Raw genomic sequence first — 26,231 nt, 5'->3', positions numbered from 1 at the left:
CCGAAAGACGCCTCGACAATCAAGCGTCAAGCGGTTGTGTCTACTTTGCTTTTGCTTTAAGCTCCTGCAGTTTCTTCGTCGCGCTCTCTTCCGATAGCCGCAATGCGGTATTGAAGTCTATCTCGCCTTTAATGACCTGATTCATGTTAGCCACATACAGATTGGAAATCGGGATTTCGTACACGCTCTTATACGGGACTTCCGCCATTTTATTATAGAAATAGGCGCCCCAATTTTTATCCTTATACTTCGTATCCTGACCGAATTCTTTCCTTACGTCCAAATTTTTCAGGACCGGCATAAAGCCCTTCCTGGCGATTTCCGTCTGGAATTCGTCCGAACCGAGATGCTTCAGCATTTCCATCGCGGCATCCGCGGTATTTTTGGTTTTCGCCATCCGCGTAATGCCGAAATATTGGGTATATGGCTGCCCCCCTACGCCCGGCAAATCCTGGAACGAAGGCATGGCTACCCAGTCCCAGTTGAATTTGCTCAATTGATCGCCACGGCTGCTGGCCACGAAAGCGGTCATGCCGCCCAGCATCGCCACCTGTTGATCTATGAAAAAGCCGTTCAGCACATCGTGCTTCTTCATGAAATCCTGAACGCCGGGCACCTCGGTGGGGGCGATGAGCAAGGTCTGGTAAAATTTCTTCCATCGCTCGTCCCGGTTCATCGTGGGTGTGCCTGTTTTCTCATCGACAAGCGGAATGGAAAGCGGATTCATAGATAGCATGTAATTGACAAACGGCGCATATCCGATATAGCTTTTCTCGCCCTCGGTTCTTGTCAGCTTGCGCGACAGATCGTAGATTTCCCCCCAGGTCATGCCGTTTTTCGGATAAGGGACGCCGAATTTATCGAGAATATCTTTATTGTAAATGATGCCGATCGAATCGGTTACGACGGGAAGCGCGTAAATGCCATAGCTTGAAGCTCTGACGCCGCTAATGATCGACGGGTCGAACCGGTTGAGATCGACCTTGTGCTGCTTGATCAGATCGGACATGTCGAATTGCAAATTGTAGGAGATGAATTCGTCCTCGAAGTAGCCGACATTGGCGAAATAAACATCGTAATGCGTACCGGAGGCGAGCATGCCGGCGACGTCCATCCCTTTTCCCGTGTTTTGGATGTACTTGATCGTATAATCGGGAAATTTCTTTCTCAAGCTGTTGCCGTACCGATTGTCGAAATCGGCCGGCGTCATGCCGTTCTGGGCGTAGAAAACAATTTCGACGGGCTCCTTGCTTTTTCCTTCCGCCGCTTTGCCCTTATCTTGGCTTCCGCTGTCGGCCTTGTCGCCGCCGGTTGCCGCCCCGCTGCCGCAGCCCGCAAGCAGTGCAATAGCCATCAGCGATAGCGATATCGTTCTGATCTGTCCCTTCATGAAACAACCTCCCTATTTTTATCAATATCTTCGATTCCGGCCCCGGACACCGGAACATCCTCACCCTACTCCAAGAAGCGCTCGCCGTTCAATCACAATATATTCATATCGTTGAAATGGCCCGTTTCCGGGGCCCGGTACAACGAGTTGAATATTGTAATACAACGTAAGAAAACCGTCCTGGAAAAACGCCCGGACGGTCCATTAGTGTGCAAACCCAAACGTTAGCGCGTTGGAGGGAAGGGGTATTGAACTCCAACCGCTGCCCACTGTCGTGTTGTCTTGATTAGACTTGGCGGTAACAACACGACTTCAAAGGCGGCGCGAGTGTGATTTTGCAAGGTCCATGTCAAATTCACACCCAAACTTTCCGATCCAATAACCATTCCCTCTGATCTCTTACGAGCTGCCTTCCACTTTATTCAGCTTCAACCTGTCTTCCAGCCGGTACTGCGGAAAGCACTTCCGGCTCCCCGTCATCCATCGCATCAAATCACGCACTGCGCTGAATTTCCTCGTTCTTTTTGCAAGTCAAACTATATACTTGACCGTTCTCGATCCACTAAATGGAAAACCTACAGTAAAAGTAACTAGAAAAAATCAAATAGCAAGCAATAACGGGAAAACCTACAGCTATATTCGTCATAATCGGGCCCAAAAAGCAACTTCGATAAAATATACTACAGGTTTTCCAGTTAAGCTATCACAAGAAGCGATAAATCGAAAAATTAACGGCATGTTTTCCAGTTACGGGTGCGGGAACGGTTCGAATGCGGGGAGCCCCGGACGTTAAAAAAGCCGACAGCGGTGCTGTCGGCGGGCATGCTTGCACATCGTTTAGCTGTCGGCGGTTTGCATCCCTTGCTCCCGCTTGCGGTTGAAGAGAAGCTCCCTGTACTCGGAAGCCGTAATGCCGGTGTACTGCTTGAACACTTTGGCGAAGTAGCTGTTGCTGTTGAAGCCGGAACGGGTACCGATGTCGGCGATTTTCGTCCGGGTGTCGGATAGCAGCCGCTTCGCTTCTTCGATGCGGTATTCGTTCAAATACTCAACCGGAGTCCGGTTATATCTTTTCTTGCACACGGTAATCAAATGCTGCTTCGTAATGCCGAGATGTTCGGCCATCTCGTCCAGCGAGAAATTGACCGTATAATGCTTGACGACATAATCGCGGATTTTGCCGGCATAATCTTTCGTCTCTTCGGCATAGTCCCGGTAGCTGTAAAATTTGGCGAAGACGAACTGCTTCACGGCGGTAACGTTCATAATCCCTTTGTCCGTAATAAGACGGTTCAGCTCGTTCAGAAACGTAAGACTGTTCTGCCCGAACAGGCGAAGCAGCAGCGAGACGACCTGATAGAAGTTGAGGTTGTACTCTACGACGGTCAACTGCTCGGAGAACAGGACGTTCAGCGTCTCCGTGAAGCTCCGCTCGTTCTGCTGCCGGATTGCCAGCTCCAGTTCCTCGATGGCGGGTGCTTTCAAGGTGGCCTCGTAGTCCATCGGCAGCTTGTTGTAGCAGTACAACCGGCTGTCCGTCGTATAGATCCGGCCGATATTGTAGGCATACATAGCTTCGATATAAGATTTATGAATGTCCTCGAGAGAGTGGATGCCGCCGATGCTGATCACGGTCGATTCCAACTGCTTGGCGTCGAATGCAAGCAGCAGCTCGGTTACGAACCGGTTCGCATCCCCGTGCTCCGCTTGAAACAACGCCAAGACGTCCCCGTTCGGTTCCCGGAACAGCTCTGCCCGGAACGATGCCGTCAAGCGATTTTCCAGACTTCGCATAAGCGTCGTCGTTGCTTCCGCGGACTTCTCGCTGTCTTCTTGCGGCGCTGGGGTAAGGATGGCAACGACGAGTCGAGGCGTCATATCGTGCAACAACCTGTCCGTGTACGGATTTACGTGAGTTTCCCCTAGAATCAAACGGCGCAGCAGCGATTTTCTCAACAGCTCTTCGCTCTCCGCGACCCGGGAGACAATGCGGCGGAACGGCTTATACAGCTCGCGCGCACCGAACACAATGAACACGGCCACGAGGGCGATGACGGCGAAGACGACGGCCAATACTTTGTTTTTGAGGACGGTAACGTCCTTGTACAGCAGCTCCGTATTGACTTCTCCGACTAATTCCCAATTGAAGGCACCGAGTTTATGCCGATTGATCCGGATGTTCGAATCGTCGTTCCCGATACCCGACATCGGTTTGCCGATGTGTTCCTTGTCCCGGTGGTACATGATCGTTCCGCCGGCATCGGTCAAGTAGTAATTGTACAGCTCGGCGCTCACGTTCAGCTCGCTCAAGAAGGAATGATAGATTTTATCCAGATCGACATTGAATATAAAGTAATTCGGTTCTCTTTGCTGACCGGGGAGCTTCTGGACGATGGAAACGAATGACCTGCCTTGCCCGAAATGTCCGTTCTTGAGCTCGAACTGGTACAAAGGAAGCTTGGGAGCTTCCGAGACGATCCAGGGAACGCTGCTCCGTTCAGGATTCCGCTCGATCCCATAATTCGATATGAGCAGCGAGCGGTCGCCGCCGTTATACAGCATATATTCCACAATGTAGGGGTTGGCGTACAGAAGCTTGTTGAGCTCGGACCATGCCTTCCACTGTTCCGTCGCCGTTTGCAAGTTGGCGAAGCGGGCATCGGCTGCCGTAGCGTTTGCGAAGTCTATAATTTGCTGCAGCGTCCGTTCCATGAGGGTGCCGGTGCGGATCAGCTCGGTCTCGTTTTTCGAATCGACCAATCGGACCGTCTGCTTCATGAACAAGTTCGTATTGTAAGCGCTTGATAAAAGAGCGGGTATAACGGACACCACGACGAGCACGATGGCCACCCGGTACAAGTATGAGCGGGCATCCCGTTTCAACGCCGATTCCCCCTTAGGTTGATCCCATTAGAATTCGCGAAACAAATATGCGATCCTGCCTGTTGCTCCGACAAAACAAAAGAGGAGCCCGAAAGAAACACGCCCCTCCACAATCGCACCCGCAAGTTCCAGTAAGAAATACGATCTAGGAAATGATTTTATATTAGTTAGGAACGATTTCCGGACTAAGTCGTGGTCATACCATAATATACATTATATAACTTTAGCATACAGGTTTTGACTGGCATCGTCAATATCCATTTGACGAAAAACAACCCGCTTGATTACCGGAAACGGCCAAGCGGGCTGACAGCATAATATAGGTTCATTCGCTTAGCGACTAGTGCGTATAAGCCGCGACGTTGTCCTGATCGATCGCCTCGTGCAGGGCGGCGTTCAAACCGCTCGCGATGATGTTGGCGATATCTTCGATAAATTGGTCTATATCCTTCGGCGTAACGAGCAAATTTTGGCCGATCGGATCGAGTAACTCGCGGACTAGCTGAAGCCGCTCGTTCTCCTCCATACTGTCCAACATGCCGAAAATTTGACTCGTGTTGTTCGTCTGGTTTTTGAAATGATTCAGCATCATGTCCATCGTGCTGTTGACGATCGTGGACGCGTATACGACTGTCGGCACTCCGATTGCGATGACGGGCACATGGAGAAATTCTTTCGTCAGCCCTTTCCGTTTGTTGCCGACTCCCGAACCGGGATGAATGCCCGTATCCGCTATCTGGATCGTCGTATTGACCCGCTCCAGCGCCCTGGAGGCCAATGCGTCGATGGCAATCACGAGATCCGGCCGCGATTTCTCCACGATGCCCTGTACGATCTCGCTCGTCTCAATGCCCGTCGTGCCCAGCACTCCCGGGGCCACGGCGCTGACCGGACGGTAGCCCGGACTCACCTGCTCGGGCATCAGCTCGAAATAATGACGGGTCACCATCACGTTCTCGACGACAAGGGGACCTAGAGCGTCCGGCGTCACATTGTAGTTGCCGAGCCCGATTATAAGCACTTTCGCGTCTTTGCCGATGCCGATACGCCCAAGAAACGCGGCGAATTCCTGCGCCAGCCTCGTCGCTACGCGATCCTGAAGGTCGGAATCCTTCTCCCTTAGCCGCGGAACCTCGATCGTGACGTAGTGTCCGGGCTGCTTGCCCACCGCCCTCGCCCCTTCGTCGTTCGCTATGTCCATCTTCGTCACGATCATATCCCCGTCATCTTCCGACGTATCGGTATGTACGCCCGGTATCGCGTCCCCGAGCCGGCCGGAGGCCATTTCCTTCGCTTCCAGAGCCAGATCGGTCCGCACCGAATATCCGCTTAAATCCAACTCCATATCATGTCTCTCCTTTCCGCCTGCGCTGCTTTTTAGTTTGTGAGGAATCGGAGCCGTTTATTCGAATCGGATTGCAATTTGGCTTGGCCCATGGTAAAATGTATAAAGTTGTCGACAGACCTGACATACTTTGATCGGTTGTCTTGGACATAGTCGCATGGATGCTTTTGTTTTTTTAAGGAGGTGAACGATCGTGCCTAACATTAAATCCGCCATCAAGCGCGTAAAGACTAACGACAAGCGTCGCCTTCAGAACGCTTCGCAAAGATCGGCTCTGCGTACGGCTGTCAAAACGTTCGAAAACGCAGCTGCTTCCCAAAACGTTGAATCGGCAAAAGAAGCCTTGATCACAGCTTCCAAAAAGCTGGACAAAGCTGTAACGAAAGGCTTGATTCATAAAAACGCGGCAGCCCGCAAAAAATCCCGTTTGGCGAAACAACTCAACTCGCTTTCCGCACAAGGCTAAGCGAAAAAAGTCCTTGCTCATCCGACGCAAGGACTTTATTTTTTGGCGCGAGCACTACCCCGCGAGCTTCATCAGAAACATTTCCAGCCCCAACACTTTGTCGACCTTCCCGCTCTTCATCCGATAGTCCAGCTCGGCGAGCTGCTCCAAAATGTGCTCCAGCCGCTCCGGAGCGAACTTCTGGCCCTGCTCGGCGGCGACTTTCACCGCGTACGGGTGCAGCCCGAGCTGGGAAGCCATTTGCTGCTGCGACAGCCCTTGCTTGGACAACTCCTTCACCTGCAGCACGATGCGGAATTGGCGGGCGATCAGCAGCACGAGCTTGACCGGCTCCTCCCTCTGCTTCAGCAAATCGTATAGGATCGAGAATGCCCGATTCAGTCTAAGCCTTACGATGTCGTCGATCAGGATAAAGACATTCTGCTCCGTACTGCGCGTCACGAGCTTGTCCACGCTCTCGCCGGTCACGGTGCCGCCGGCTCCTACGAACAACGACAGCTTCTCGATCTCCGCGGCAAGCGTCTGCAAGCCCCCGCCCGTATACAGAATGAGCTGGTCCGCCGCGCCTTCCGCGAAATGGAACGATCTGCGCTCCGCCTGCTTGTTCACCCATTGGAGCAAGCTTTCCGCATTCATCGGCAGAAACGGGATCGTCGCTTCCTTGAGCGATTTGACGATTTTTTTCCGTTCATCGAGCTTCTCCGCATCGACCGTGAACGCGATAACGGTAAATTCGGAAGGCGCCTTCATATACTCGAGCAGCTTTTCCGGCTGATGCTGCACTTTGCCGCTTTCTTTCGCCCCGGTGAAAAAAACGGCGTTATCCGCGATGATCAGCTTCTTCGGCGCCATAAACGGCAGCGTCTGCGCATCATCAAGCACGACATCGAGGCTTGTCTCCGCCAAGTCGTATTTGCTGACGGCAAATTCCCGGTATTCGGGCTCCACCAGCTTCTGCGTCAAATACCCGATAAATTCGCGCAGTAAATAAGACTCCGTTCCGTAGCATACATAAACGGGCAATACGTTTCCTTTGCCGATATCGCGCGCCGCCGATTTGTACTCCAAGCTTCCCACCTCAACCCGCAAACTTCATGATGTTCATCATAACAAATACAAAGGGATCACGTCAAAGCCGTTTCGGACTTTGACATCATCCCTTTGTCCCAGCACATCTATATAAACATCCGGCGACGGTTCCCAGGCGACCTTCACCGGACGGTCATACGAGGCAGGTCATCGAACTCTTTTGTTACTATACAATACGCAGCAAGCCGCAAAGTGTGCTTGATTGAAGCGTCCTTTTTTTTCTAGAGCGGTAAAAGCCGCAAGCGTAACGCTTACGGCTGCACGGTCTCCGTCCGTTTGGCAATGTCGACGACGATCGTCTTCGTTTTCCCATCGGTCGACGTAATCGAGTAGGTCAGCTGGGCGCTGCCTTTCCATTTGAGCAGCTTGGCCTTATCCTGCTCCTTCCAAGTGGCGGAGAAGAACATCTCCGTCTGCTTGCCGTCTGCGGTCGTAACCGCGATTCGGCGCTTGGCGTTGTCTATGATCGCGACCAGAAGGCCGTCTTCCGATACGAGCTGGGACGTCGGAGGCACCGCCACCAAGCCGGCCGCACCCGGCAGCTCGGTCAGTCCTTTGCTCGACTCGGACGACTTATCGGCATCCGCTGCTTTCGTTTGTTCCGAGCCTGTCGATTTGTTGACGGTATCGGCTGTGGCACTATCCGTCGCCGGTTCCGGCGCCGGCGTTGCGGCTATGCCGAATCTTTCGGACGAAGGCGAACTGCCGCTTTCGGGTGTCGTTTTCTTCGTTGTATCGTTTAATTCAGGCTGAAACGGATTCACTGCGCCGGACGACGGCGAACCGGTCGAGCCCGAAATGCCGGCCCCGGCCCCCGCCGCATTCGGATTGCTGTCGGCAACTTGGCTTTTATTGACTTGGCCGGCTGCGGCATCCGTGGAACCGGCGTTCGTTTTTCCGTTCTGTACGGCCGTTCCGCGCTGATCGTTCATCGTACCGGTCTGGGGTTGAGACGGCTCGGTCGCCGGCTTCGAAGCTTGGCTGCCGGAAGTGGAGCCGGTTGGCGCCCCTCCCGAGGCTGTGCCCGATGTCCCGCTTGCCGAGCCGCCTCCGGTTTGCGAATTCGACAAGGCGCTGCTGCGTGGCGCCTCCGCCTTATCGGCCGATTTCGCCGATTCCTCGGCCGCGCTCTTCTGTTTCGCTCCGGCCGACTTCGCCGTATCGCTGCGGCTCTCCGCCGTGCTGTACATGAACTGGGCGTCATCCGCCACCTTCGTACCGTCCATATCCTGGATGAAAACGGCCAGCAGCAGCCCGGCCGCCACGATGCCGCCGGTCGCCGCGAGCCAAGCCGTCCGGAACCGTCTGGGACGTTCCGCCGCAAGCGGGATTACTGCCGCAGCTTTCCCGTCTGAACCGACGGAAGTCGCCGCGGACGTTTTTATCGGACCTTCGCCTGCGCGATCGATTTCCGCAAGCTGGGGCAGAATGGAATCGACGAGACTGAAAGGTGGCGCCACCTTCGGTAGGTTGGCCAGCTCTTGGGATAATTGCTGCAACCTGGAGAACATTTCCGCGCAATCCGGACACTGCTGCAAATGAGCCATCATGGCTTCATGCTCCGAGTCGTTCAAATCCAGATCCAGATCTCTTTGCATCAGTTCCATCACCTCATGACAATTCATCCCCGCACACCGCCTTTCTGATAGTCTTGGAGTAAAGATTGCAACTGCTGCCTCGCCCGAAACAAATACGATTTGACCGTATTGAGAGGCAGATCGAGGGATTCGGCGATTTCATTGTACGAGAAATCCTGCAAATACCGGAGTACGACTACAGTCCTGTGGTGCTCGGGGAGAAGATCGATCGCCTTCTGTATATCTTTGGCTACATACGTAGACATCAGCTCGTCTTCCACGCTGTTATCGGCGGTAAATACCATATTGTGCTCTTCGATCGATACGGTCGCCTTCGTACGCCGGAATTTGTCGATGCATATGTTCGTGACGATACGCTGCACCCACGTTTTGAACTGAGCCTTTTCTTCGTAAGAGTTAATTTTCGTATATATGCGGATCAACGCTTCTTGAGCGGCATCTTTGGCATCCTGCTCATTTCCCAGAATGTAATAAGCCGTCCGGTACACGTGTGTTTCGATTTCACGCAATAGGGTAATTAGAGCGTCGCGATCGCCCGATTGGGCAGCTTTGATCAATTGCTGCGCTACCACAAGGATCCCCCTCTCTTGCAACCTTTTAAACGGGCGTCCCCCGAAAAAAGTTGCACCTTTTTCAAAAATGTCATGAACAAGTCCCACTTAAATCCTATTTTCGTTCAACTTATATAGAATAACAGAAAAAGATTTTGGGGTATACGGGTTGAGAATGGATTCCGCTTCTCGGACGATAGCGCGGTTATTAAGAAGACGGGACAGCCATGACGTAGGTTCGATAGCTGCTCGAAGGACGAACAAAAACCGTTCCCCCCGGTTAAAGGAACGGTCATTTGTCTTACTAATTGTTACACAATCTCATGCTTCGTACCACTCCATCGCTCATAGATCAGCGTCTTCTCCTTGCCGAACAACCGCGGCAAAACGTGCACGCCGAACGACAAATTGATCAAAGCGGCAACGAAGAAACAGACTACCATCGCGATCGGCGGAAGAGTCTGGATGGCCCGGCCGATCAACATGGCGTTTACGCCTCCGACGATCCCGTAAAGCAATCCGTACCGGATGAGCAGTTCCATGAAACGGATCCGTTCTTCCTGCCCCTTGACCCGGATGCGGACGATCCATTTGCCGACCGTTCGTCCATTCGTCACATATGGCAGCAGCACGAAGTAACCGAAGCATATCGCCAAATACATCCAAACGTTCCGATCCCGCAAAAACAGAGCAAGAAGCGGAAACAACAAGATCGCGTCTAACTGCAGCGCTACGAGCCGCCGCGTGAACCCGACCTGCTTTGACTTCAGATCGATATGCTCGTCAAGCCTATCCGCATGAGGTAGCAGCCTCATGAGAAGCGGAGCGGCGATAAACCCGATCATCCCGCCGATCGTGTTCAACAGCAAATCGTCCACGTCGAACAGCCGATACGGACAATCGTAGATGCCGTACAACCCGGTTACTTGCGTGACTTCAAAAAACAAGGAAAGGCCGAACGCCGCCATTACCGCACCAATGAAGCCGAAGCGGAAATAATAGCGGCAATAGGCGCCTAGCGGTACGAGCAGCAGCACGTTGAAAGCGGCCTGCAGGAATGCCCTCTCCTTGAACAGCAGCAAGTAAGTGGCGGGATCTCCGGGCACGACCCTCGTTTCCTTCACGATATCCCTCACAAATTGGAGCGGCGTAAAGGACATGAACGTTTCCCGCAGTCCCGTGCACGTATTTCGCGTCGAGGGAAGCGGAAGAATGACCAGGTACAGCGCAGTCAGCAAATAAAGCAGCAGCGAATATATGACCAGTACGCGAATTTTATTGATATAACCGTATTTGCGGTATTGGACGATCAGGAAAGGCAGCGTAAATAAAAAAGCCAAAATCGGAAACGACAGAAATGCATAGCGGATAGGAATCAAGTAAGCGTCAATCATAAGATAAGGACACCCCGGTATCAATAGCGGTAAGATTCCATTATACCGCCGGGACGGTCCGTTATCCACCTTTTCGTCCTACTTTGCCACCCATCCCGTATTCGTGCCGTTGCCCGATTCTTTTACATAGAACACGGAACCTGCAAGGCCGTCGATTCGACGATACGTTGAACCGATATCGGCGGTGACTACCCCTTCGGGTGAGCCGGACCCAATCGCCTCGATGCGATCGTTCGCACCGGCAACGTGGATACGTCTCGCGCTTCGATTGCCGCTTCCGACCAATACCGGCGTCATATTCCCGAACGTAAACACGCCCTCGACCTGAATGTCCGCCGCGGCGTCCGGCGTTCGAACGATGCCGCCCAGAACAATGGAGGAGCTGAACGTAATGTTGCGCACCAAAGCCCGGTGACCCGGTCCGACGAACGCGAACGGACTGTAGTTGCCCGCTTCGGAGCATGGATCGATAAAAGAAATATTTTCGAACACCATATTCGTCACGACGCCGTCGCGGATATCGATGCCGTGCTTTTTGCAATTTTTCAGCACCATATCGCGAAAGACACCGTTCGAATGATTGCCTCTCAGCTTGATGAAGTTGTCCGTATTTCTTGGCGGCACCGTCTGGATGTCCCCCGCCACGATAACGTCCGAGATTTGGTAATCTCTGGACCCTCCGTGCAAATCGAAACCTACTGTAGGCGTTTGCGTAATCGTAATGCCGCTGATGATCGCTTCCTTCATAACTCCGGTCCAAAACGTTCGGCCAATGTCCATCAAACAGCCGCTCGCCACAATTCCGTTGATTTTGGCCGCATTCGCGCCTGCGTTTCGGATCGCGCCCATGCCTACCGAATGGAAGCGGCAATTCGTAAATTGGAACCCGCGGTACCCGGTCAAATCTTTCTGGGCCGTTTCGTCTCCCTCCACATAATCCGAAAGATTCGGCCATTCCAGATTGACGCCGAAATTGCAGTTGGACATCAAAGTGCCGGATACCTTCAAGCCTCTGCCCCATATTTCGATTCCATGGTAGAAGCGGCTGATCCGGCAATCGTTGAACTCGATATCGATATCGGCTTGTTCGCCTATCGCTCTTTTTGCCAAAATTCCGATTTTCGGCACGACTCTGAAATCATAGTTTTGCGATCCTTCCAGATCGACGTTCTTGAACTGCACGTTCGGAGCTTCCGTGCGTATGGCGGGTGCGGCGCTCTCATCGGTGCAGATCAACCGGGCTTCCTTCAAGCCGTCGGAGAAAATGAGCAGGCTGTTGGCCGCCTTTGGGATGAACAAGGAGGTGAACCGATAATAAGCTCTCGGTATTTTCAGCGCCTTCTTGACGCCTGCGCCTAACGAAGCCAAGTAATCGATCGCAGCCTGGATGGCCGCCGTATCGTCGCTTCCGTTACCCAAAGCGTTGAAATCGTCCAGACTGACCATCCTCATCGTCTTTTTGCGGATACCTTCGACAAGCTGGTCGGAGGCGTTCAGCCGATCGTGATTTTCATTAATCGCTCCGACAAGCGTGGATTTCTCGGTCGTTTTCAGACTCGGCATGCTTCCGATAGCGGCGCAAGGATTGCAAGGTTCGCCTCCCGCACCTGCATGGATCGTGCGCATCAGTCCGCCGGAGACGACAGCCGCTCCGGTCACCCCCAAAGAGGCAAGCACTGCTCGACGGCTCATCCGTTTGCCCGCCCCTGCTTTCCCTGGCTGCGCGTTGCGATCGGTTTCAACCGGTGGTTCATTCCCGAATTTCGGATTGTCCACTCCAAATCCCTCCATTGACCGGATTCGATTATTGTGATTGCTCGTTCCCGCGCCTGTGCCGCATCTCGCGGCCCCTCACCCAGACGCGCTTCAGTTCAAGCTCGTCGGAGAGCATTAGAACATCGGCCTGCAGGCCGGGTTTCAGCCGTCCCGTCACCACTTCGAGTCCGAGCCGTTTAGCCGGATTGAAGCTGGCAAGAAGGCTGGCCTGCTCTACGGTCAGACCGATTGTCCGTACCATGTAGCGGAAAGCTTCGATCATTGTCAAAGTAGAGCCGGCGAGCGCTCCGCCGCTCTCCAAGCGCGCAATGCCGCCCTCCACTGCAACGTCCAATCCGCTGACCGTATACTTGCCGTCGCCGAGTCCCGCTGCGGCAATTGCATCGGTAACCAGCAGCAGATTATGGTGCCGTTTCACGTCCGCGAGAAGCGCTATGCAAGCGGGATGCACATGATGGCCGTCGCAAATCACTTCCGCCGAGATGCGGGGATCGGTCAAAACCGCTCCGACGGTTCCCGGCTTCCGATGGTGCAGTCCGGTCATCGCGTTAAAAACGTGCGCCGCATGACGCAAGCCATGCTCAACGGCAAGCCCGATTTCCTCGTAGGATGCATCGGTGTGCGCGCATGAAGCGATAATCCCTTCGGCGTGCAAGGCACGGATCAGCTCAAGCGCGCCTTCCCGTTCCGGAGCCAAGCTGAGCATGCGAATCAGCCCGGGGAATCGGCTGTTCCATTCCCGGACCCATTCCGGCCGAGGCTCCACGATATAGGCTGGATTTTGCGCGCCCGGCCATTTCGGCGACAGGAACGGCCCTTCCAGGTGAACGCCGAGGAGTTGCGCATATGGCATCCCTCCCTGCCGATACGCCTGTACCGCTTCCAATACGGCGCTTATCCGCTCCCGCGGCGACGACAACGTCGTCGCCAGCATCGCCGTTGTCCCGTTAGCGCTATGGAAACGCGTAATGGAGTCGAATGCCGCTTCATCCGCTTCCATAAAATCGTGACCATAGCCGCCGTGAACATGGACGTCGATAAATCCGGGGAGCAGCCACCCACCGTGGGCATCCACCTCGATATCCGCACGATCGGCAATTTCCCGGGGAAGCAGCTCCCTCGGACCGGCATAGCGGATAATCCCGTCTTCGAGAACAAGCGTATCCGACCGATCTTCCGTGCCGGCCACTTGTCCGTTAACGATCATTACGCACGGATGATCCTTATCCCGGCTTCCGAACATAGCGGTGTCCTCCTATTGCAGCAGCTTTTGCAGCACCGGAGTCAAACCGTCGGCAATCCGCATGAAGCCAAGATCGGTCGGATGGACGCCGTCAACCGTACATTCGTGAAAATGATCGCCCAGCAAGCCGGAGCCGTCATAAAAAAACACGTTCCGGTCTCCTTGCCGGTTCAACCGCTCGACCGTCTCCCGCTGGATCGCCTGCATGCTCAGCCGTTTGTTCAGCAGCTCGTCATCGAACAGCTCGCGCGCGAAGCGGATTTTGGATACTACAAGGATCGGCACGGCTGGATGAGCGTCCCGGTAAATCCGTATAAATTCGGGCAGCGTCTTCTCCATATGCTCCGGACGCGGACAGTTCGCCTCATAATCGAGCACAAGACAAGCAGGGTTCGGAATATCGCCGACGAGCATCGCCACCTCCGGCTCCCCGCGTCCGCTCCCGGAGAACCCCAAATTGATAAATTCCAGCGGAATTCTCCGGCTGAGAATATTCGTATAGGACATCCCCGGACGCGCCGCGCTTGCACCCTGCGTAATGGAAGTGCCGTACACGACCACTCGCTTATCGCTCGCATAATCCGCCGGCTCGGCAACGTTTCCGTCCCGATCCAGCCCGATGTTAACCTCCTCCACTCCTTGATAGAGCGGGAAGTATAAAGTCACGTCGCGAAGCCGGCGCTTCATTTTCTGATACATGACGATTTCGTAATCCCGCTTCGTATGATCATAGCGGGACGAGCTGTGGAACAAACGCCGCTCACCGATATCGATATAGCTATCGAAGCCGCATTGACTCGTCGCGGGCATGTTGTTCAAATCGGCCAAACCGCTTAATTTGACTCTCAATGTAAGGCTCGACGAATCGGTCCGGAACCGGATTTGCCCTCCCGATGTGCAGTTCGCGAATTTGTCTACGACTGGCGGAATAACGACGCGCGGAGCTTGCGGCAATCTGCGGTATTTGCCTTCCTTCCCGTACCAGGCGAAGCCGTTGATGCGAAAAGGCGGATTGGCCGGAGAATGCCATGTCAAGTCCAATTCGGTGGCGTTCATTTTTTCATCTCCTGCTCGATCAGTTTGTCCAGGCGCTCGGCCGCCTCTCTAAGCGCGGTATTGACGTCCTTGCCCGCACTGAAGGCATTAAGCGCATTATTCATCTCGCTGTTCGCATTCGCCGTAAAGGGAGACGCGAGCGACATCGGGGCATACGCTTGGATGAGCGCCTGAACGTTTTTGCCCTGAATGCCCGGCACGCTCGCTCCGAAGCTTTGCATCGCCTTCTTCGCATCTTTCAGCACCGGCACGAAAGCCAAATTCCGGGTCATCCATTCCTGATATTCCTCCGACGTAATATAGGTGAGGACCTGGAACGCCGCGTCCCGCTGCGCGCTTCTGTTCGTAATGTACATATAATCCGGACCGGCCTGCAGACCGACGCCCGGCTTTTCTTTAAGCATCGGGATGGCGGCGATATCCCAATTTTTAAGCGCTTCCGCGGTTCTCGTCACATAGCCGCCCGTATGGATCATCATCGCGACGGTCTGATCTTTGAGGAACAAGTCCGCTTGCTCGCTGTATTTGTTGTTCGGCAGCTCCATCCCCGGTATTTTGTAGAAGCGGGCGATATTCGCGAACGATTGGACGAAACGGTCGTCCGTGAACATCGCTTTATTCGTTTTCGGATCGAAATACGGAGCGGACAGCTGGTTGCTACGGATAACGGAAGCGAATCCGAAGGCGATTCCTTTATATTGAACGCCTCCGTCGGTACGGGTCATTCTTCGGGCGAGCTCGTACAATTCATCCCACGTCATGTTGTCGCGAGGATACGGGACTCCGAATTTGTCGAACAAATCTTTGTTGAACAGGAAGGTCATGGCACCGGGCGTATAAGGCAGGCCGTAAATGCCGCCGTTCGCCATCCGTCTTTGGATCTCGATCAGCGAAGGTTCTATTTTATTCAAATCGTAATTGTACTTCTTGATCAGATCGCTGATGTCGCTTTCCAGTCCCATCCCCGTCAAGTACGTGCCGGTCGTATTCAGCGCAACGATCATAATATCGATCGGCTGCTTGCTGCCGAGCAGCGCCGCATAGTTGTCCGATTGCCTCGGGATGAATTTCAGCGTATATTGCGGAAATTTCTTCTTAATTTGTTCTCCGAACCTCGCCATGAACAGCTCCTCGGTACCCGACGGAGGATACAGGAACGTAAGCTCCAGCTTGCTGTTCGCCACTCGCGCCGCTTCCGCCTCGGGGGTTAAAGGAGCTTCCTTCCCGCCGGCGCCCGGATCCGTTTTGGTCGCGGAACCGCCTCCGCAGGCAGACAGCAGAAGCACCATGCTTCCGATTAAGCAATAAAGCATACGTTTCTTTCCAGCCATACCTTTTGCCTCCCTCACCCGTATCGTATTGTGTGCAGCCCATTAAGTCGAATAAGAAAAGCTTCTAATCAGAAGCCTTTTCCACGGCGAATGACCCTGCGTAAGGTGTAGCTTTTCTTAGTAAAGAAAGTCGCACTCCGGTTTAATGCTTCTGCGAAGTTACACTTTCTTTATCGTTAAAACCATCGCTGCGCGGCCGCCCCGATGACCCCCGAACTCGCCCCCATCGATGCCGGCAGCAGCTTGACCTCGTTCCACATCGCGGAAGCGGTTGTTTGCCTCACCTGCTCGGACACTTCCTTCAATAACAGGTCGCCGTTCGAGGCAACTCCGCCTCCGACTATGACGGCTTGCGGGTTAAACGCATGAATGATACCGCTTATTCCGACGCTTAAAGCACGAATCGCTACTTGCATCACTTCCTCCGCCCAGCTCTCTCCCGCATGCCAAGCGGCCATTACATCCTTCGAATCGATACCCGGGTCGGAAACGCCATGCTTCGCGCTTCGTTCGCGGACTATTCTCGCTATGCCCGTTCCGGAGGCGTACAATTCGAGACATCCGAAATTGCCGCAGCTGCAGCGGGGACCGTTGAAGTCGACGGAAATATGCCCGAGCTCGCCCGCCCCTCCGTAAGCTCCGCGAAGGAGCCGGCCGGAATGGAAAATCGCGCCTCCTACGCCGGTACCGAGCGCCAAGCAAATGAAATGGTCAAGCGTGCGCCCGGCGCCGAACCGCTTCTCGGCGATGCCGATGACATTGACATCGTTATCTACGTAGACGGGATAAGGAAACCGTTGCTCCACGGCACGTTTAATGGGGGTGCCGATCCAGCCGGGTATTCCATCCAGCGCGTGCGCGACGTTCCCCGTCGCGTAATGAATTTGCCCCGCGCTGCCGATGCCGATTCCCGTAATCGGGGGCGGCTCCTCCAGACGGCCGTGAATATCGATCATGCTTGCGATACCGGTCAGCACCGTTTCCATGACGGCTTGCGCCCCCCGTTCGCCCCTCGTCGGCACGATATCCTGACAGCGGATCTGCCCGTTGTCGTCCACTACGGCAAAATGAATTTTGGTTCCCCCAATATCCACTCCTATTGCAGCTTCATGCGCCACCTTGCATCGCCCTCACAAACCGCCCCGTTATTTCCCGGGGTCTCGTTATCGCCGTCCCTATCACAATGGCGTATGCACCGGCTTCCTTGCATTGTCTGCAATCGTCCGCCGTCCATATGCGACCTTCCGCTACAATGGGAATTCTGCCCAGAGCAGACAGTTCACGGACCAACCGGATATCCGGTCCATCCTGGTACGTACTGTCCGGCGTATACCCGGATAGCGTAGTTGACACCATATCGACCCCGAGCTCCATCGCTTTAACCCCCTCCTCGAAGGTGGATACGTCGGCGACGATGCCGATGCGGGGATTGTAATCCCTGATTGCCTGCACCAGCTCTCGCAAAGTTAGCCCGCCGGGACGCCTTCTCGGCGTCGCATCGATGGCGATCAGTTCCGCGCCGGCATCCGCGACTTGCTTCGCTTCGCGAAAGGTCGGCGTAATAAATACGCCGGAATCAGGATACTCTCGCTTGTAAATGCCCATCACCGGCAATGCACAGCGTTCCTTGATGGCGGCGATGTCCGCCGGGGTATTGGCGCGAATGCCGACCGCACCGCCTTGTTCCGAAGCCGCGGCCATGGCCGCCATATGATGGGAGCCAAACATCGGTTCATGCTCCAACGCTTGGCAAGAGACGATGATGCCGTACCGGAGACAGTCGATCACGTCGCGGATGTCGGCCATTGCAATTCCACTCCTTCGCGCACTAGAATTTGCTGAAACGATGCAAGCTTTTCCGGGTCGTTTCGGACCTGCCGCGGGGAATACCCTTTTTGCAGGCAAAATGCCGCTAAAGTTCCGGCCGCTTCCCCTATATTCCATTCCACCGGATGCAGCCTGTAGCATCCGTTCGTAATATGCGTAACTCCGATATTTTTGCACGCCGGGAGCACATTGTTCATCCGGACCGGAATGAGGCTTCCGAGCGGGATTTGAAACGGCATGCTCGGCACGTCGATGAACGTTCGGTTGCCCGTGCTCGGATGCAGATCGATCGCATAATGACCGATTCCGACCGAATCGAAATAAAACTCGGAACGTCCGTTTTTTCTAAGCTGCGGGTTCAAATGGTTCTCGATTACCGTAAATTCCGCCCGGATGCGGCGCGATTCGCGGATATACGGCGCCATCGCCAATCCGTCTTCCGTACCCGTGACATCTTTGCGCAGGCGCAAGCCCGGATAACCGGTCTTGCCGTCATGCGTGGGCGCCTCCGTCTGCATCCAATACAGCAGCGAAAGGCTTAGCTGCTTGGCCGCGTCCAAGTTCGCGCGCTTCCGTTCCTCGCTTACGTCGATGACCGGACCTAGCCAGTAATCGTTTTGCGGCCAATTGACGAGGGTGATATCGCTTTCAAACGTACCCGGCGCGAAATTGCTTTTAGCGATCAAGCGGCGATATAACCATAGCGAGAACAAACCGTCCTGCGGGAACAGCGTATACTGCTGCGACTCAAGCGTTCGCGGATTCGGCGCGACCCAGCTGAGCTGCTTGCCGGGCCAAATGTCGGGACAGTGGTCCCGCCAAAAGGAGTAGTCTCGCGGCTTGTCGATCGTATGGTCCTCCCCGGCTCTGTAGTCCATCGCGAAGCAGTACGTAATGGCCTGCATATCCGCCGGATCGGGCTCTCCCGGGAGCGCGTGCGGTTCCCCGGTTTGGCTGACGCTTTCCGCGCCGGTCGTATATTCGATTCCGGCAAGCGGCAGCAAATCTCCGCAATCGGTCGCGTCCAGAAAATAGGGGGCGGTCAGGATCGCTCGCTCGCCCGATGGAGCATGCTCCGCCGTGACCGAAAGTACTCGGTCGCCGTCCGCCTCTGCCGATACGATCCGGTATTGCATCAATAGCCGGATTCGTCCGCTATGTACGTACGGAGCAAGCATCTCTTGTATGACCTCGACGCCGACTCTCGGATCATGACTGATCGCGCTTACGAACGCGCTGCCGGGGTTGAAGCGGCTATCGGTGCGCGCCTCTGCTGTCAACGGAAAATGATTTTTGTAATAAGCCCGTACTCCATCGCGGTAACGCCTGTAACTGCGGGTACAACCATACTGTTCGATATACGAATGCTCGTCGGGAGGAACGGCCTGGCTCGTCAATTGCCCTCCAAGCCAGCTCGTTTCCTCGGTGATGATCACGTTATGCCCCATGCGCGCAGCGGCCAGCGCCGCGGCGCAGCCCCCCGTGCTACCTCCGACAATGACGATATGGGCCGAGTATTCCGCCATCATGATAGCCCGTACTCCGACACGGCTGCAGCGATCCGTTCCTTCTGCCGTTCTTCAAGCGGAAGCAGCGTAGTGGCTACAAACGGTTGACACAGTCCGAGAAGCGAAAGCGCATATTTATGCCCGGTTCCCCAATGAGCCGCTTTCTTGCCGAATACGGCTTCCTGTATGTTCGCAAGCTCCAACTGCTGTTTGCCGGCGGCGCGGGTGTCGCCTTCTCTGGCTTTCCGGTACAGCTCGACGCAGCGGTCAACCGCCAGACTCGATATGCCCGGGATAATCCCGTCCGCCCCGAGTTCGAGCGCCAAGTCGAGCGTCCCTTCATTTCCGTGCAGGATGGAAAAGTCGTCTCGGCCTCTAAGCTGTCTAAACATGGGCAAGTTGGCGAATAGATCGGCTTTAATGCCGACGATGTTCGGTTCTTCGCTTAATTCGACCACCATGCCGGGCGGGATCGGGTTGTTCGTATACACCGGGATATTATAAATGACTAACGGTTTATCCGAATTTCGGCTCATCGTAATGTAATACTGTTTGATTTCCCTCTCGTCCCGCACATTATAGAAATAAGGGGGAACGAGCACGACATGGTCCGTGCCGGCGTCAATCGCCTTCCGCATCATCCGTTCCGTCTTCCGCGGTCCTTCCGCGGATACGTTCGCCATGACGGGAACCCTTCCCTTCGCCTCGTCGACGGTAATTTGAATGAGCCTCTCCTTCTCCTCCTCCACGATCATCGGAAATTCTCCCATGCTCCCGAGCAGAAAAATGCCGTCCACGCCTTTGTCGATTAGCCGGGATACGAGCTTGCGCACTCCGGCCTCATCGATATTTTCACGCTCGTCGAGCGGCGTTACCATCGGGCAAATGACACCCTTCAGCTTGTTGCTATTATTCGTCTCCAACACCCATTCTCCTCTCTTTATAAAGCCCCGAGCTCGGACAAGCCGACTTTGCGTATCCGCAGCCGGGCGAGCCGGCTTCCGTCCTCCGGCAATCCCGCGCAATAAGCGAGCAGGACGGCGTCGTGGACGAAATGGATGGCGGTATAACAGTAACCGCCCCTGTCCTCTTCCTTCTCCAAGTAAAAAAATCGCTTCCACGTTTGCCCATCGTCTCTGCTGATGCCGGCTATTAAAGGCGTACGCCCCCCGTTGTTGCCGGTTAGCATACGCGTCTGGTAATTCGGGACCGGGTTCCATACCGCGAGCAAGCTGCCGCTGGCGGGAATCCGTTTCATCGATAACGGCGACCGGGGCGAAGAAAACTGTGACGGTGCCGCTTGACTCCACGTTTCCCCTTTATCCATCGAGAACATCTCGTACTGACAGCCGGCATCCGTCCGTGCCCAGGACCACAGCACGCCTGTCGTCAATTCGATCACGCCCGGCTCCTGCAAGCCGGATTTGGCATGGGGGGCATGCATGGCGCAAAATGTTTTCGCTTCCCGCCATGCCCGTCCGTCGTCGTCCGATAAAAAAAAGTGGGCGATGCCTCTCGAATCGTTCTGGTGATGGGGAACGCTGTAATCGGCCTCTTCGCCGGCCATTTTGTGAAAAGAAGTCGGAATGATCAATCGCCCGCCGGACAGCCTGACGACCCTATCGTTATTCGTCACGTAATACCCGAGTCCGGGGATGCAGCACCGGGCTTCGCTCCATGTCTTTCCTTCGTCGCTCGAGCGCCGGAGGTGGAGTCTTCCGTCATTTCTCGCCCGGCGTACGAAGTAGAACAAACCGATGTCCCCGTTCTCCATCCGCAAGAGCGATACGCTCATAATATTGCGGGCCCCATGCTCCTCAGCCTTCGCGATTATCGTATCTTCGGACCAAGTCTCGCCTCCGTCGCCGGAATATCGGGAAGCGATGCAGGAAGGCGCATCGTCGGCATTGGAGTCGCCGATAAATCGGCTGTATACGAACAGCAGCCTCCCATCCGGCAGATCGATAAACGCGCCTTCGCTGTTTCGCGGATTGCCGGCCGACGGACCGAGTTCCAGGACGACCTTCCCTATTTTGTCCATTCCCAAGACTCTCCCTACTATTAAATATACTATGGTAATACCTATAATCATCTAAATCGTTTCGAGGCGGCAGTTCAGTTACAGAAATGAGAATAACTCATGCATAATAACATTCCGTTAAATATAGCATGGTAATACCTAATAGAAAGGATAGCGTATATCCGCATCCTTACCCGCCCGCATCGGCTACAACAAGAACGATCAGCCCATGCCAAACCGGGTGCCGCTTGCTAAGTCCCATTTCCTTCCGGTTCCTTCAAAGCTCTGGACTTGCTAAGGTGCTTCAACATATGCTCCTTCGCTTGCCCGATATTTTTCTCCTTGATGCTCTGCGTAATCCGTCTATGATCGTCCAGCGTTACACGGCCACCTGAAGCAGAAAGCCGTTTATGGCGAACTTCCATAAAAAACTTGCTGATGACTTCGCTGAATTCGTAAAAAGACTCGTTGCCCGTCAATTTGAACAATGTGCGATGAAATCCGATATCTTGCTCGATAAGCGGCTCGGAATTGCGGATCGCCTGTTCCATCTTGTCGTTCCATTCATCCAGCTCATTCAGCATTTGCGGTTCCGCGCGCATAATAACGAGCTCGACAGCGGCGACCTCGAGTATGAGACGAATCTCTTGCAGCTCCATCATTTTCTGCTGATTGCCGAACCAGCGAAAGTAGAACTGATCCATCAGCTGCTCCAAAGAGGCGTTGCTGACGAAAATGCCGTCACCCGGCTTAAGCTTGAGAATCCCGATCGTCTCAAGCGACTTTAACGCTTCCCGGACAACGGTTCGGCTTACGCCAAGAAGCTCGATAATTTCCTTCTCGTTCGGAAACGGATCACCTGGCTGGAGATTGTGCTCGACGATATATTGCTTGATTTTCTCTATCGCAACATCCTTTAGCGATTTCCGGATCAAGGTGTCCATGCTCTTCGCTCACCCCCTTTCATATATACTATGGTATTACCTAATATAATACATGGGATAGTGAAATTCAACTATTTCTTTTTTGGGGGGACTTGAAACAAATTGCCGCATATCCTAATGCCCCCCGCTGTATTGCCTATTTTGCTCCTAGCGGCTTCAATAAATGGCTCCGGATCATGCCGGCCGCACCGTTCTTATCTTTGTTCTTCAATAGCTCGACGATCGCCCGGTGATCCCGGATGCTTCCCTCTACTCCGTCCGAGCTGTCGTTGTCCTTATTTTTCAACTCCACCATTTGGAAATATTTATGGATCACATCAGTAAGTTGGATGAAGATGGGGTTCCCCGTCAAGCTGAGCAGCTCCCGGTGAAAGCTGTATTCATGCTTGGCGAATTCTTTCTTCGTTAACGGAGCGCGTTCCGCTTCATCAACGAGACGGGATATCCGCTCCAGATCCACATCGCTTGTTCCGGCTCGGTCAACGATGTGCGCAACCGCCGCCTGCTCGAGAATGATTCTGAACTCAAGAAGATTGTCCGACTGGTTGTCTACATGGCTCCACAAAAACAGCATCTCTTGAAATAGTGAGGAAAGATCGGCTTCCTTGACGAAAATCCCTTTTCCACGCTTTTTGTATATGTAGCCGAGCGCTTCCAGCGTGCCTAGCGCTTCCCGGATGACCGGACGGCTTACACCCAAGGCCAAGGCCAAATCTCTCTCGGTCGGCAGCTTGTCTCCGGGCTTAAGACGGTTCGCGGCTACGTAATCTTTTATTTTATAGCACGCCATATTTTTCAGCATGTAGTCGTCGCTAATGATCTGCTCCACGTTCCTGCTCCTCCGGGCGGCCGGCTTGTTTCTTGTAATGATCCTCTCTCATTGGCCTATAAGTTAGTTTATGGGTACGGGTTTGTAAAATCAAGTGGGGCGCTGCAAGAAGAGGAGCCCTTCGCCCCCAACAGCAGACCGAAATGAATGTAATATATTGTAAAATTTAAAAATAAATATGATAATATAGTCATACTATTTTTTTATGGAGGAAATGTATGAAAAAATTTGCACTCGGTCTACTCGTTGGAATCCTATTTTCTCTCACATCTGTTGCTGTAGCATCCAACACGATAGAAATAACTCCATCTCCGATTAAACTAATTTTTAACGGTAAAAAAGCGAATATGGGAGAGGAGTACGCGGCTTTTAATTACAACGGACATTTATACGTGCCAATTCGTTATGTTAGCGAGGCAGTTGGAGCTGCCATTGGATACAATGCAAAAAATGAAACGGTTTCTGTACTATTTTCCAAAGATCATGCCGTAATAAAAGATCCTAACTTTCCGAATATAGCGGTTAGCAATATAGAAGTTGCTAAAAATGATAATAAAAAAGTGTCGGGGCAACTATTGATAGATAAGAATCGGGAGTCAAACGATCCTCTTTACTGTTTCTTCACTTTAAGCTTCTACGATCGGTCAGGACTGAAGCTGGGGCAAATTGAAAAAGGGTTGGTTTTAGAAGGCGGAAGAGATTATGGAAAAATAAATGAGCTTGGAGTTATTCATGAATTTGAAGCTATTGGGGATGGAGATTTTACGAGCTATTCACGTCTTGAACTTAAAGTGAATTACTTTGATGTTGTTCCCATTAAAGGAAGTACTCCGCCAGTACCATCCATTACAAGTCATCCAACATTACCGGTTACATTATCGTCGTATTGCTGGAGGGGATGCGCCGATTACCTAAGTCCGATAAAACACATTGATAGTATTGGGCAGAAACCGGTTGAAGTACATCCAGGAGCGGAGGCGGTAATTTATTTTGATTACTACCCGAAACCTAAAATCGTACAGTTATCCAGATACCTTGTTGAAGATGGGAAGCAAATCGATGCCGCAAAGGAGCATTTAGTAAACAATGTCTTTTCTTTTCCAAGTGAAAAGGGTGTTTATGTGTACAGCCTTTTTGCGCAATGGAAAACATCGGATAAGTATGTTGACGGGGATGCAAGCTATGTATTTATAGTAAAAGTGAATTGAATATTAAAGCCGCAGCAGGAACAGGAGCCCTCCGTTGGGAGAGCTCCTACTTCACCGCAATTTAGGAACAAGTTCCTTATTGAAACCGGACCAAGTAATAATTTTTTTTGCCCCGCCGCAGTACGACATATTTGCCATGCAGACGGTGCTCCGCTTTGATCACGCTGTCGATGCCGTTCATGCGTTCGCCGTTCACATATACGGCTCCGCTTTCGATATCCTGCTTCGCCTGACGGCGGGAAGGCGCCGCCTTCGCAGCCACCAGCAGATCGATCAAGCCCGTTTCCGGCTCATTGTCCAGCACGGTCGTGGGCATATCCTGCAGTGCTTCGACAAGCTCGGCTTCGTTCAGTTGCGTCACATCGCCGGAGAACAGCGCATGCGTAATTTTTTCCGCGCTCTCGACCGCCTCGTCGCCATGCACGATCCGGGTTACTTCGCGGGCCAGCTCGCGCTGGGCGACGCGTTTTTCCGGGCGCTCCTTCAGCTCCGTCTCCAGCTCGCCGATTTGCTCGCGCGTCAGGAACGTGAAATATTTAAGGAACTTAATGACATCTTGATCATCGGTGTTCACCCAGAACTGGTAGAACTGGTAAGCGGACGTTTTGCTGCGGTCGAGCCAGATCGCGCCGGATTCGGACTTGCCGAATTTTTTGCCGTCGCTTTTCGTGACGAGAGGCATCGTGATGCCGAAGGCGTCCCCGCCGCCCATTTTGCCGATGAGATCGAGTCCGGCCGTAATGTTGCCCCACTGGTCGCTACCCCCGAGCTGCAGTGAGCAGCCGTGCTCCTGATGCAGCTTATGGAAGTCGTAAGCCTGGAGAATCATGTAGCTGAACTCGGTAAACGAGATGCCGTTCGCGAGACGCGAGTCGACCGAATCTTTGGCCAGCATGTAGTTGACGGTGAAGTTTTTGCCCACATCGCGGAGAAACGAGATCGCGTCCAGCGGAGCGAGCCAGTCGTAGTTGCTGACCAGCTTGGCCGGGTTATCCTGCAGATCGAAATCGAGAAAACGGGACAGCTGCCGCTTCAAGCTGTCGGTCCACTGAGCCACCGTATCGGCCGTATTGAGCGACCGTTCCGTCGATCTTCCGCTCGGATCGCCGATCAAGCCGGTGCCCCCGCCGACGAGCGCGATCGAGATATGGCCGGCGAGCTGGAAGCGTCGCAGACACAGGATCGGCAGCAGACTGCCGATATGAAGGCTGTCCGCCGTCGGGTCGAAGCCGCAGTACAGGACGACGCGTTCCGTCTCCAGCTTCTTCTTCAATCCTTCGCGGTCCGTCATTTGGTAAATCAGCCCGCGGTATTCCAAGTCCTCCAGCAATGCCGCATCGGTAATGTTTGTGGTTGTCATTCATATCTCTCCTTTGGTGTTGTGTCGGTATCGCCTGAATGGGATGAACAAACAAAAAGACCCGTCTCCTGTTCGTAACAGGGACGAGTCATCGCGGTACCACCCTAATTGAAAACGCCCCGTCGCGGAGACGCTTTCCACTCGAATCGGATAACGGCCGATTGTCCGTCCTCCCCTTCCGCATAGGTGCGGTTTCGGGTCGGATGCTCCGGGACGTAATTCGCGTTCGCTCGTGTACCGGCTCGCACCAAACCGCCGGCTCTCTGGGACTCCGATATCGAAGCGCTACTTGTTCCCTTCCTCGCATTGTTGGATTACGTTTGATCATTTTATATCATTTCTGCGTCATCGTGTCAATGCGATGCCGTCTCCTTGTGCAACCGCGAGGCCAAATAATACGCGCATCATTTGAT

Annotated in this window: 21 protein-coding genes and 1 other annotated feature; of the genes, 2 read left to right on the top strand and 19 right to left on the bottom strand. The window is 53.7% G+C overall.

The features are described from left to right. Positions 1-40: 40 nt before the first annotated feature. From FE783_RS28685 to gpr, 3 genes are all read right to left on the bottom strand, one after another. On the bottom strand, positions 41-1,390 hold the full coding sequence (locus tag FE783_RS28685; RefSeq protein WP_138882819.1) for an ABC transporter substrate-binding protein: 1,350 nt from the start codon (positions 1,388-1,390) through the stop codon (positions 41-43). A gap of 837 nt (positions 1,391-2,227) precedes the next feature. Beyond that, positions 2,228-4,273: a helix-turn-helix domain-containing protein gene (locus FE783_RS28680; RefSeq protein ID WP_138882818.1), complete on the bottom strand. Its 2,046-nt coding sequence runs from the start codon at positions 4,271-4,273 to the stop codon at positions 2,228-2,230. A 340-nt stretch (positions 4,274-4,613) separates the two neighbouring features. Next, a complete protein-coding gene (gpr, locus tag FE783_RS28675) occupies positions 4,614-5,618 on the bottom strand; it encodes a GPR endopeptidase (RefSeq protein ID WP_138882817.1) in 1,005 nt (334 codons plus the stop codon). Between the two features lie 193 nt (positions 5,619-5,811). On the opposite strand from gpr, the gene rpsT reads away from it, so the two are divergent. Next, on the top strand, positions 5,812-6,084 hold the full coding sequence (gene rpsT / locus FE783_RS28670) for a 30S ribosomal protein S20 (RefSeq protein WP_138882816.1): 273 nt from the start codon (positions 5,812-5,814) through the stop codon (positions 6,082-6,084). Between the two features lie 54 nt (positions 6,085-6,138). Here rpsT and holA read toward each other — a convergent pair whose 3' ends face one another. The 15 genes from holA to FE783_RS28595 form a co-directional block, all read right to left on the bottom strand. Further along, positions 6,139-7,152, bottom strand: coding sequence for a DNA polymerase III subunit delta (holA, locus tag FE783_RS28665; protein ID WP_138882815.1), 1,014 nt, complete (start codon positions 7,150-7,152; stop codon positions 6,139-6,141). 272 nt (positions 7,153-7,424) lie between these two features. Next, positions 7,425-8,798, bottom strand: a complete 1,374-nt coding sequence (locus tag FE783_RS28660) for an anti-sigma factor family protein (protein ID WP_138882814.1) — start codon at positions 8,796-8,798, stop codon at positions 7,425-7,427. Further along, positions 8,795-9,343 (bottom strand): RNA polymerase sigma factor, encoded by a 549-nt coding sequence (locus FE783_RS28655; protein ID WP_138882813.1) that lies wholly within the window; start codon positions 9,341-9,343, stop codon positions 8,795-8,797. Before FE783_RS28655 ends, FE783_RS28660 begins: the two co-directional genes overlap by 4 nt. Before the next feature lie 290 nt (positions 9,344-9,633). Further along, positions 9,634-10,713 (bottom strand): VanZ family protein, encoded by a 1,080-nt coding sequence (locus tag FE783_RS28650; protein WP_202916285.1) that lies wholly within the window; start codon positions 10,711-10,713, stop codon positions 9,634-9,636. 81 nt (positions 10,714-10,794) lie between these two features. After that, positions 10,795-12,492 carry a glycoside hydrolase family protein gene (locus FE783_RS28645; protein WP_138882811.1) on the bottom strand — a complete coding sequence of 566 codons (1,698 nt, stop codon included), beginning with the start codon at positions 12,490-12,492 and terminating at the stop codon, positions 10,795-10,797. 28 nt (positions 12,493-12,520) lie between these two features. Then, complete coding sequence (gene nagA / locus FE783_RS28640) at positions 12,521-13,735, bottom strand: N-acetylglucosamine-6-phosphate deacetylase (RefSeq protein WP_238403293.1); 1,215 nt, start codon at positions 13,733-13,735, stop codon at positions 12,521-12,523. Positions 13,736-13,747: 12 nt separating this feature from the next. Then, complete coding sequence (locus tag FE783_RS28635) at positions 13,748-14,791, bottom strand: SGNH/GDSL hydrolase family protein (RefSeq protein WP_138882810.1); 1,044 nt, start codon at positions 14,789-14,791, stop codon at positions 13,748-13,750. Further along, positions 14,788-16,122, bottom strand: coding sequence for an ABC transporter substrate-binding protein (locus tag FE783_RS28630; RefSeq protein ID WP_138882809.1), 1,335 nt, complete (start codon positions 16,120-16,122; stop codon positions 14,788-14,790). The genes FE783_RS28635 and FE783_RS28630 overlap by 4 nt, the downstream gene beginning before the upstream one ends. A 176-nt stretch (positions 16,123-16,298) precedes the next feature. Continuing rightward, positions 16,299-17,240 carry an ROK family protein gene (locus FE783_RS28625; protein WP_138882808.1) on the bottom strand — a complete coding sequence of 314 codons (942 nt, stop codon included), beginning with the start codon at positions 17,238-17,240 and terminating at the stop codon, positions 16,299-16,301. Continuing rightward, a complete protein-coding gene (locus FE783_RS28620) occupies positions 17,230-17,928 on the bottom strand; it encodes an N-acetylmannosamine-6-phosphate 2-epimerase (RefSeq protein WP_138882807.1) in 699 nt (232 codons plus the stop codon). Before FE783_RS28620 ends, FE783_RS28625 begins: the two co-directional genes overlap by 11 nt. After that, a complete protein-coding gene (locus FE783_RS28615; RefSeq protein ID WP_138882806.1) occupies positions 17,907-19,478 on the bottom strand; it encodes an FAD-dependent oxidoreductase in 1,572 nt (523 codons plus the stop codon). Before FE783_RS28615 ends, FE783_RS28620 begins: the two co-directional genes overlap by 22 nt. Continuing rightward, entirely contained in the window at positions 19,475-20,380 is a 906-nt protein-coding gene (locus FE783_RS28610) for a dihydrodipicolinate synthase family protein (RefSeq protein WP_138882805.1), read from the bottom strand. Before FE783_RS28610 ends, FE783_RS28615 begins: the two co-directional genes overlap by 4 nt. 17 nt (positions 20,381-20,397) lie before the next feature. Then, a complete protein-coding gene (locus FE783_RS28605) occupies positions 20,398-21,498 on the bottom strand; it encodes a sialidase family protein (protein ID WP_138882804.1) in 1,101 nt (366 codons plus the stop codon). Between the two features lie 230 nt (positions 21,499-21,728). Further along, entirely contained in the window at positions 21,729-22,421 is a 693-nt protein-coding gene (locus FE783_RS28600) for a FadR/GntR family transcriptional regulator (protein ID WP_138882803.1), read from the bottom strand. A 136-nt stretch (positions 22,422-22,557) separates the two neighbouring features. Further along, on the bottom strand, positions 22,558-23,250 hold the full coding sequence (locus FE783_RS28595) for a FadR/GntR family transcriptional regulator (protein WP_138882802.1): 693 nt from the start codon (positions 23,248-23,250) through the stop codon (positions 22,558-22,560). 218 nt (positions 23,251-23,468) lie between these two features. Here FE783_RS28595 and FE783_RS28590 point away from each other — a divergent pair, with 218 nt between their 5' ends. Next, the gene (locus FE783_RS28590) at positions 23,469-24,458 is read left to right on the top strand and encodes a stalk domain-containing protein (RefSeq protein WP_138882801.1); all 990 of its coding nucleotides are present in this window, start codon (positions 23,469-23,471) and stop codon (positions 24,456-24,458) included. Positions 24,459-24,534: 76 nt separating this feature from the next. Here FE783_RS28590 and tyrS read toward each other — a convergent pair whose 3' ends face one another. Next, positions 24,535-25,818, bottom strand: coding sequence for a tyrosine--tRNA ligase (gene tyrS, locus FE783_RS28585; RefSeq protein WP_138882800.1), 1,284 nt, complete (start codon positions 25,816-25,818; stop codon positions 24,535-24,537). Between the two features lie 76 nt (positions 25,819-25,894). Beyond that, positions 25,895-26,129 (bottom strand) — a binding site (T-box leader). Between the last annotated feature and the right edge of the window lie 102 nt (positions 26,130-26,231).

This window comes from Paenibacillus mesophilus (assembly GCF_005938385.1).
Taxonomy (GTDB): domain Bacteria; phylum Bacillota; class Bacilli; order Paenibacillales; family NBRC-103111; genus Paenibacillus_AB; species Paenibacillus_AB mesophilus.
Note: the sequence above shows the minus strand (reverse complement) of the source record. Positions and strands in the feature narration are given on the sequence as shown.

Bases quoted from the DNA above. Each gene is read 5' to 3' on its own strand.
- FE783_RS28685 (WP_138882819.1), bottom strand. From the start codon at position 1,390: ATGAAGGGACAGATCAGAACGATATCGCTATCGCTGATGGCTATTGCA.
- gpr (WP_138882817.1), bottom strand. From the start codon at position 5,618: ATGGAGTTGGATTTAAGCGGATATTCGGTGCGGACCGATCTGGCTCTG.
- FE783_RS28660 (WP_138882814.1), bottom strand. From the start codon at position 8,798: ATGAATTGTCATGAGGTGATGGAACTGATGCAAAGAGATCTGGATCTG.
- nagA (WP_238403293.1), bottom strand. From the start codon at position 13,735: ATGTTCGGAAGCCGGGATAAGGATCATCCGTGCGTAATGATCGTTAAC.
- FE783_RS28635 (WP_138882810.1), bottom strand. From the start codon at position 14,791: ATGAACGCCACCGAATTGGACTTGACATGGCATTCTCCGGCCAATCCG.
- FE783_RS28630 (WP_138882809.1), bottom strand. From the start codon at position 16,122: ATGGCTGGAAAGAAACGTATGCTTTATTGCTTAATCGGAAGCATGGTG.
- FE783_RS28620 (WP_138882807.1), bottom strand. From the start codon at position 17,928: ATGGCCGACATCCGCGACGTGATCGACTGTCTCCGGTACGGCATCATC.
- FE783_RS28615 (WP_138882806.1), bottom strand. From the start codon at position 19,478: ATGATGGCGGAATACTCGGCCCATATCGTCATTGTCGGAGGTAGCACG.
- FE783_RS28605 (WP_138882804.1), bottom strand. From the start codon at position 21,498: ATGGACAAAATAGGGAAGGTCGTCCTGGAACTCGGTCCGTCGGCCGGC.
- FE783_RS28600 (WP_138882803.1), bottom strand. From the start codon at position 22,421: ATGGACACCTTGATCCGGAAATCGCTAAAGGATGTTGCGATAGAGAAA.
- FE783_RS28590 (WP_138882801.1), top strand. From the start codon at position 23,469: ATGAAAAAATTTGCACTCGGTCTACTCGTTGGAATCCTATTTTCTCTC.
- tyrS (WP_138882800.1), bottom strand. From the start codon at position 25,818: ATGACAACCACAAACATTACCGATGCGGCATTGCTGGAGGACTTGGAA.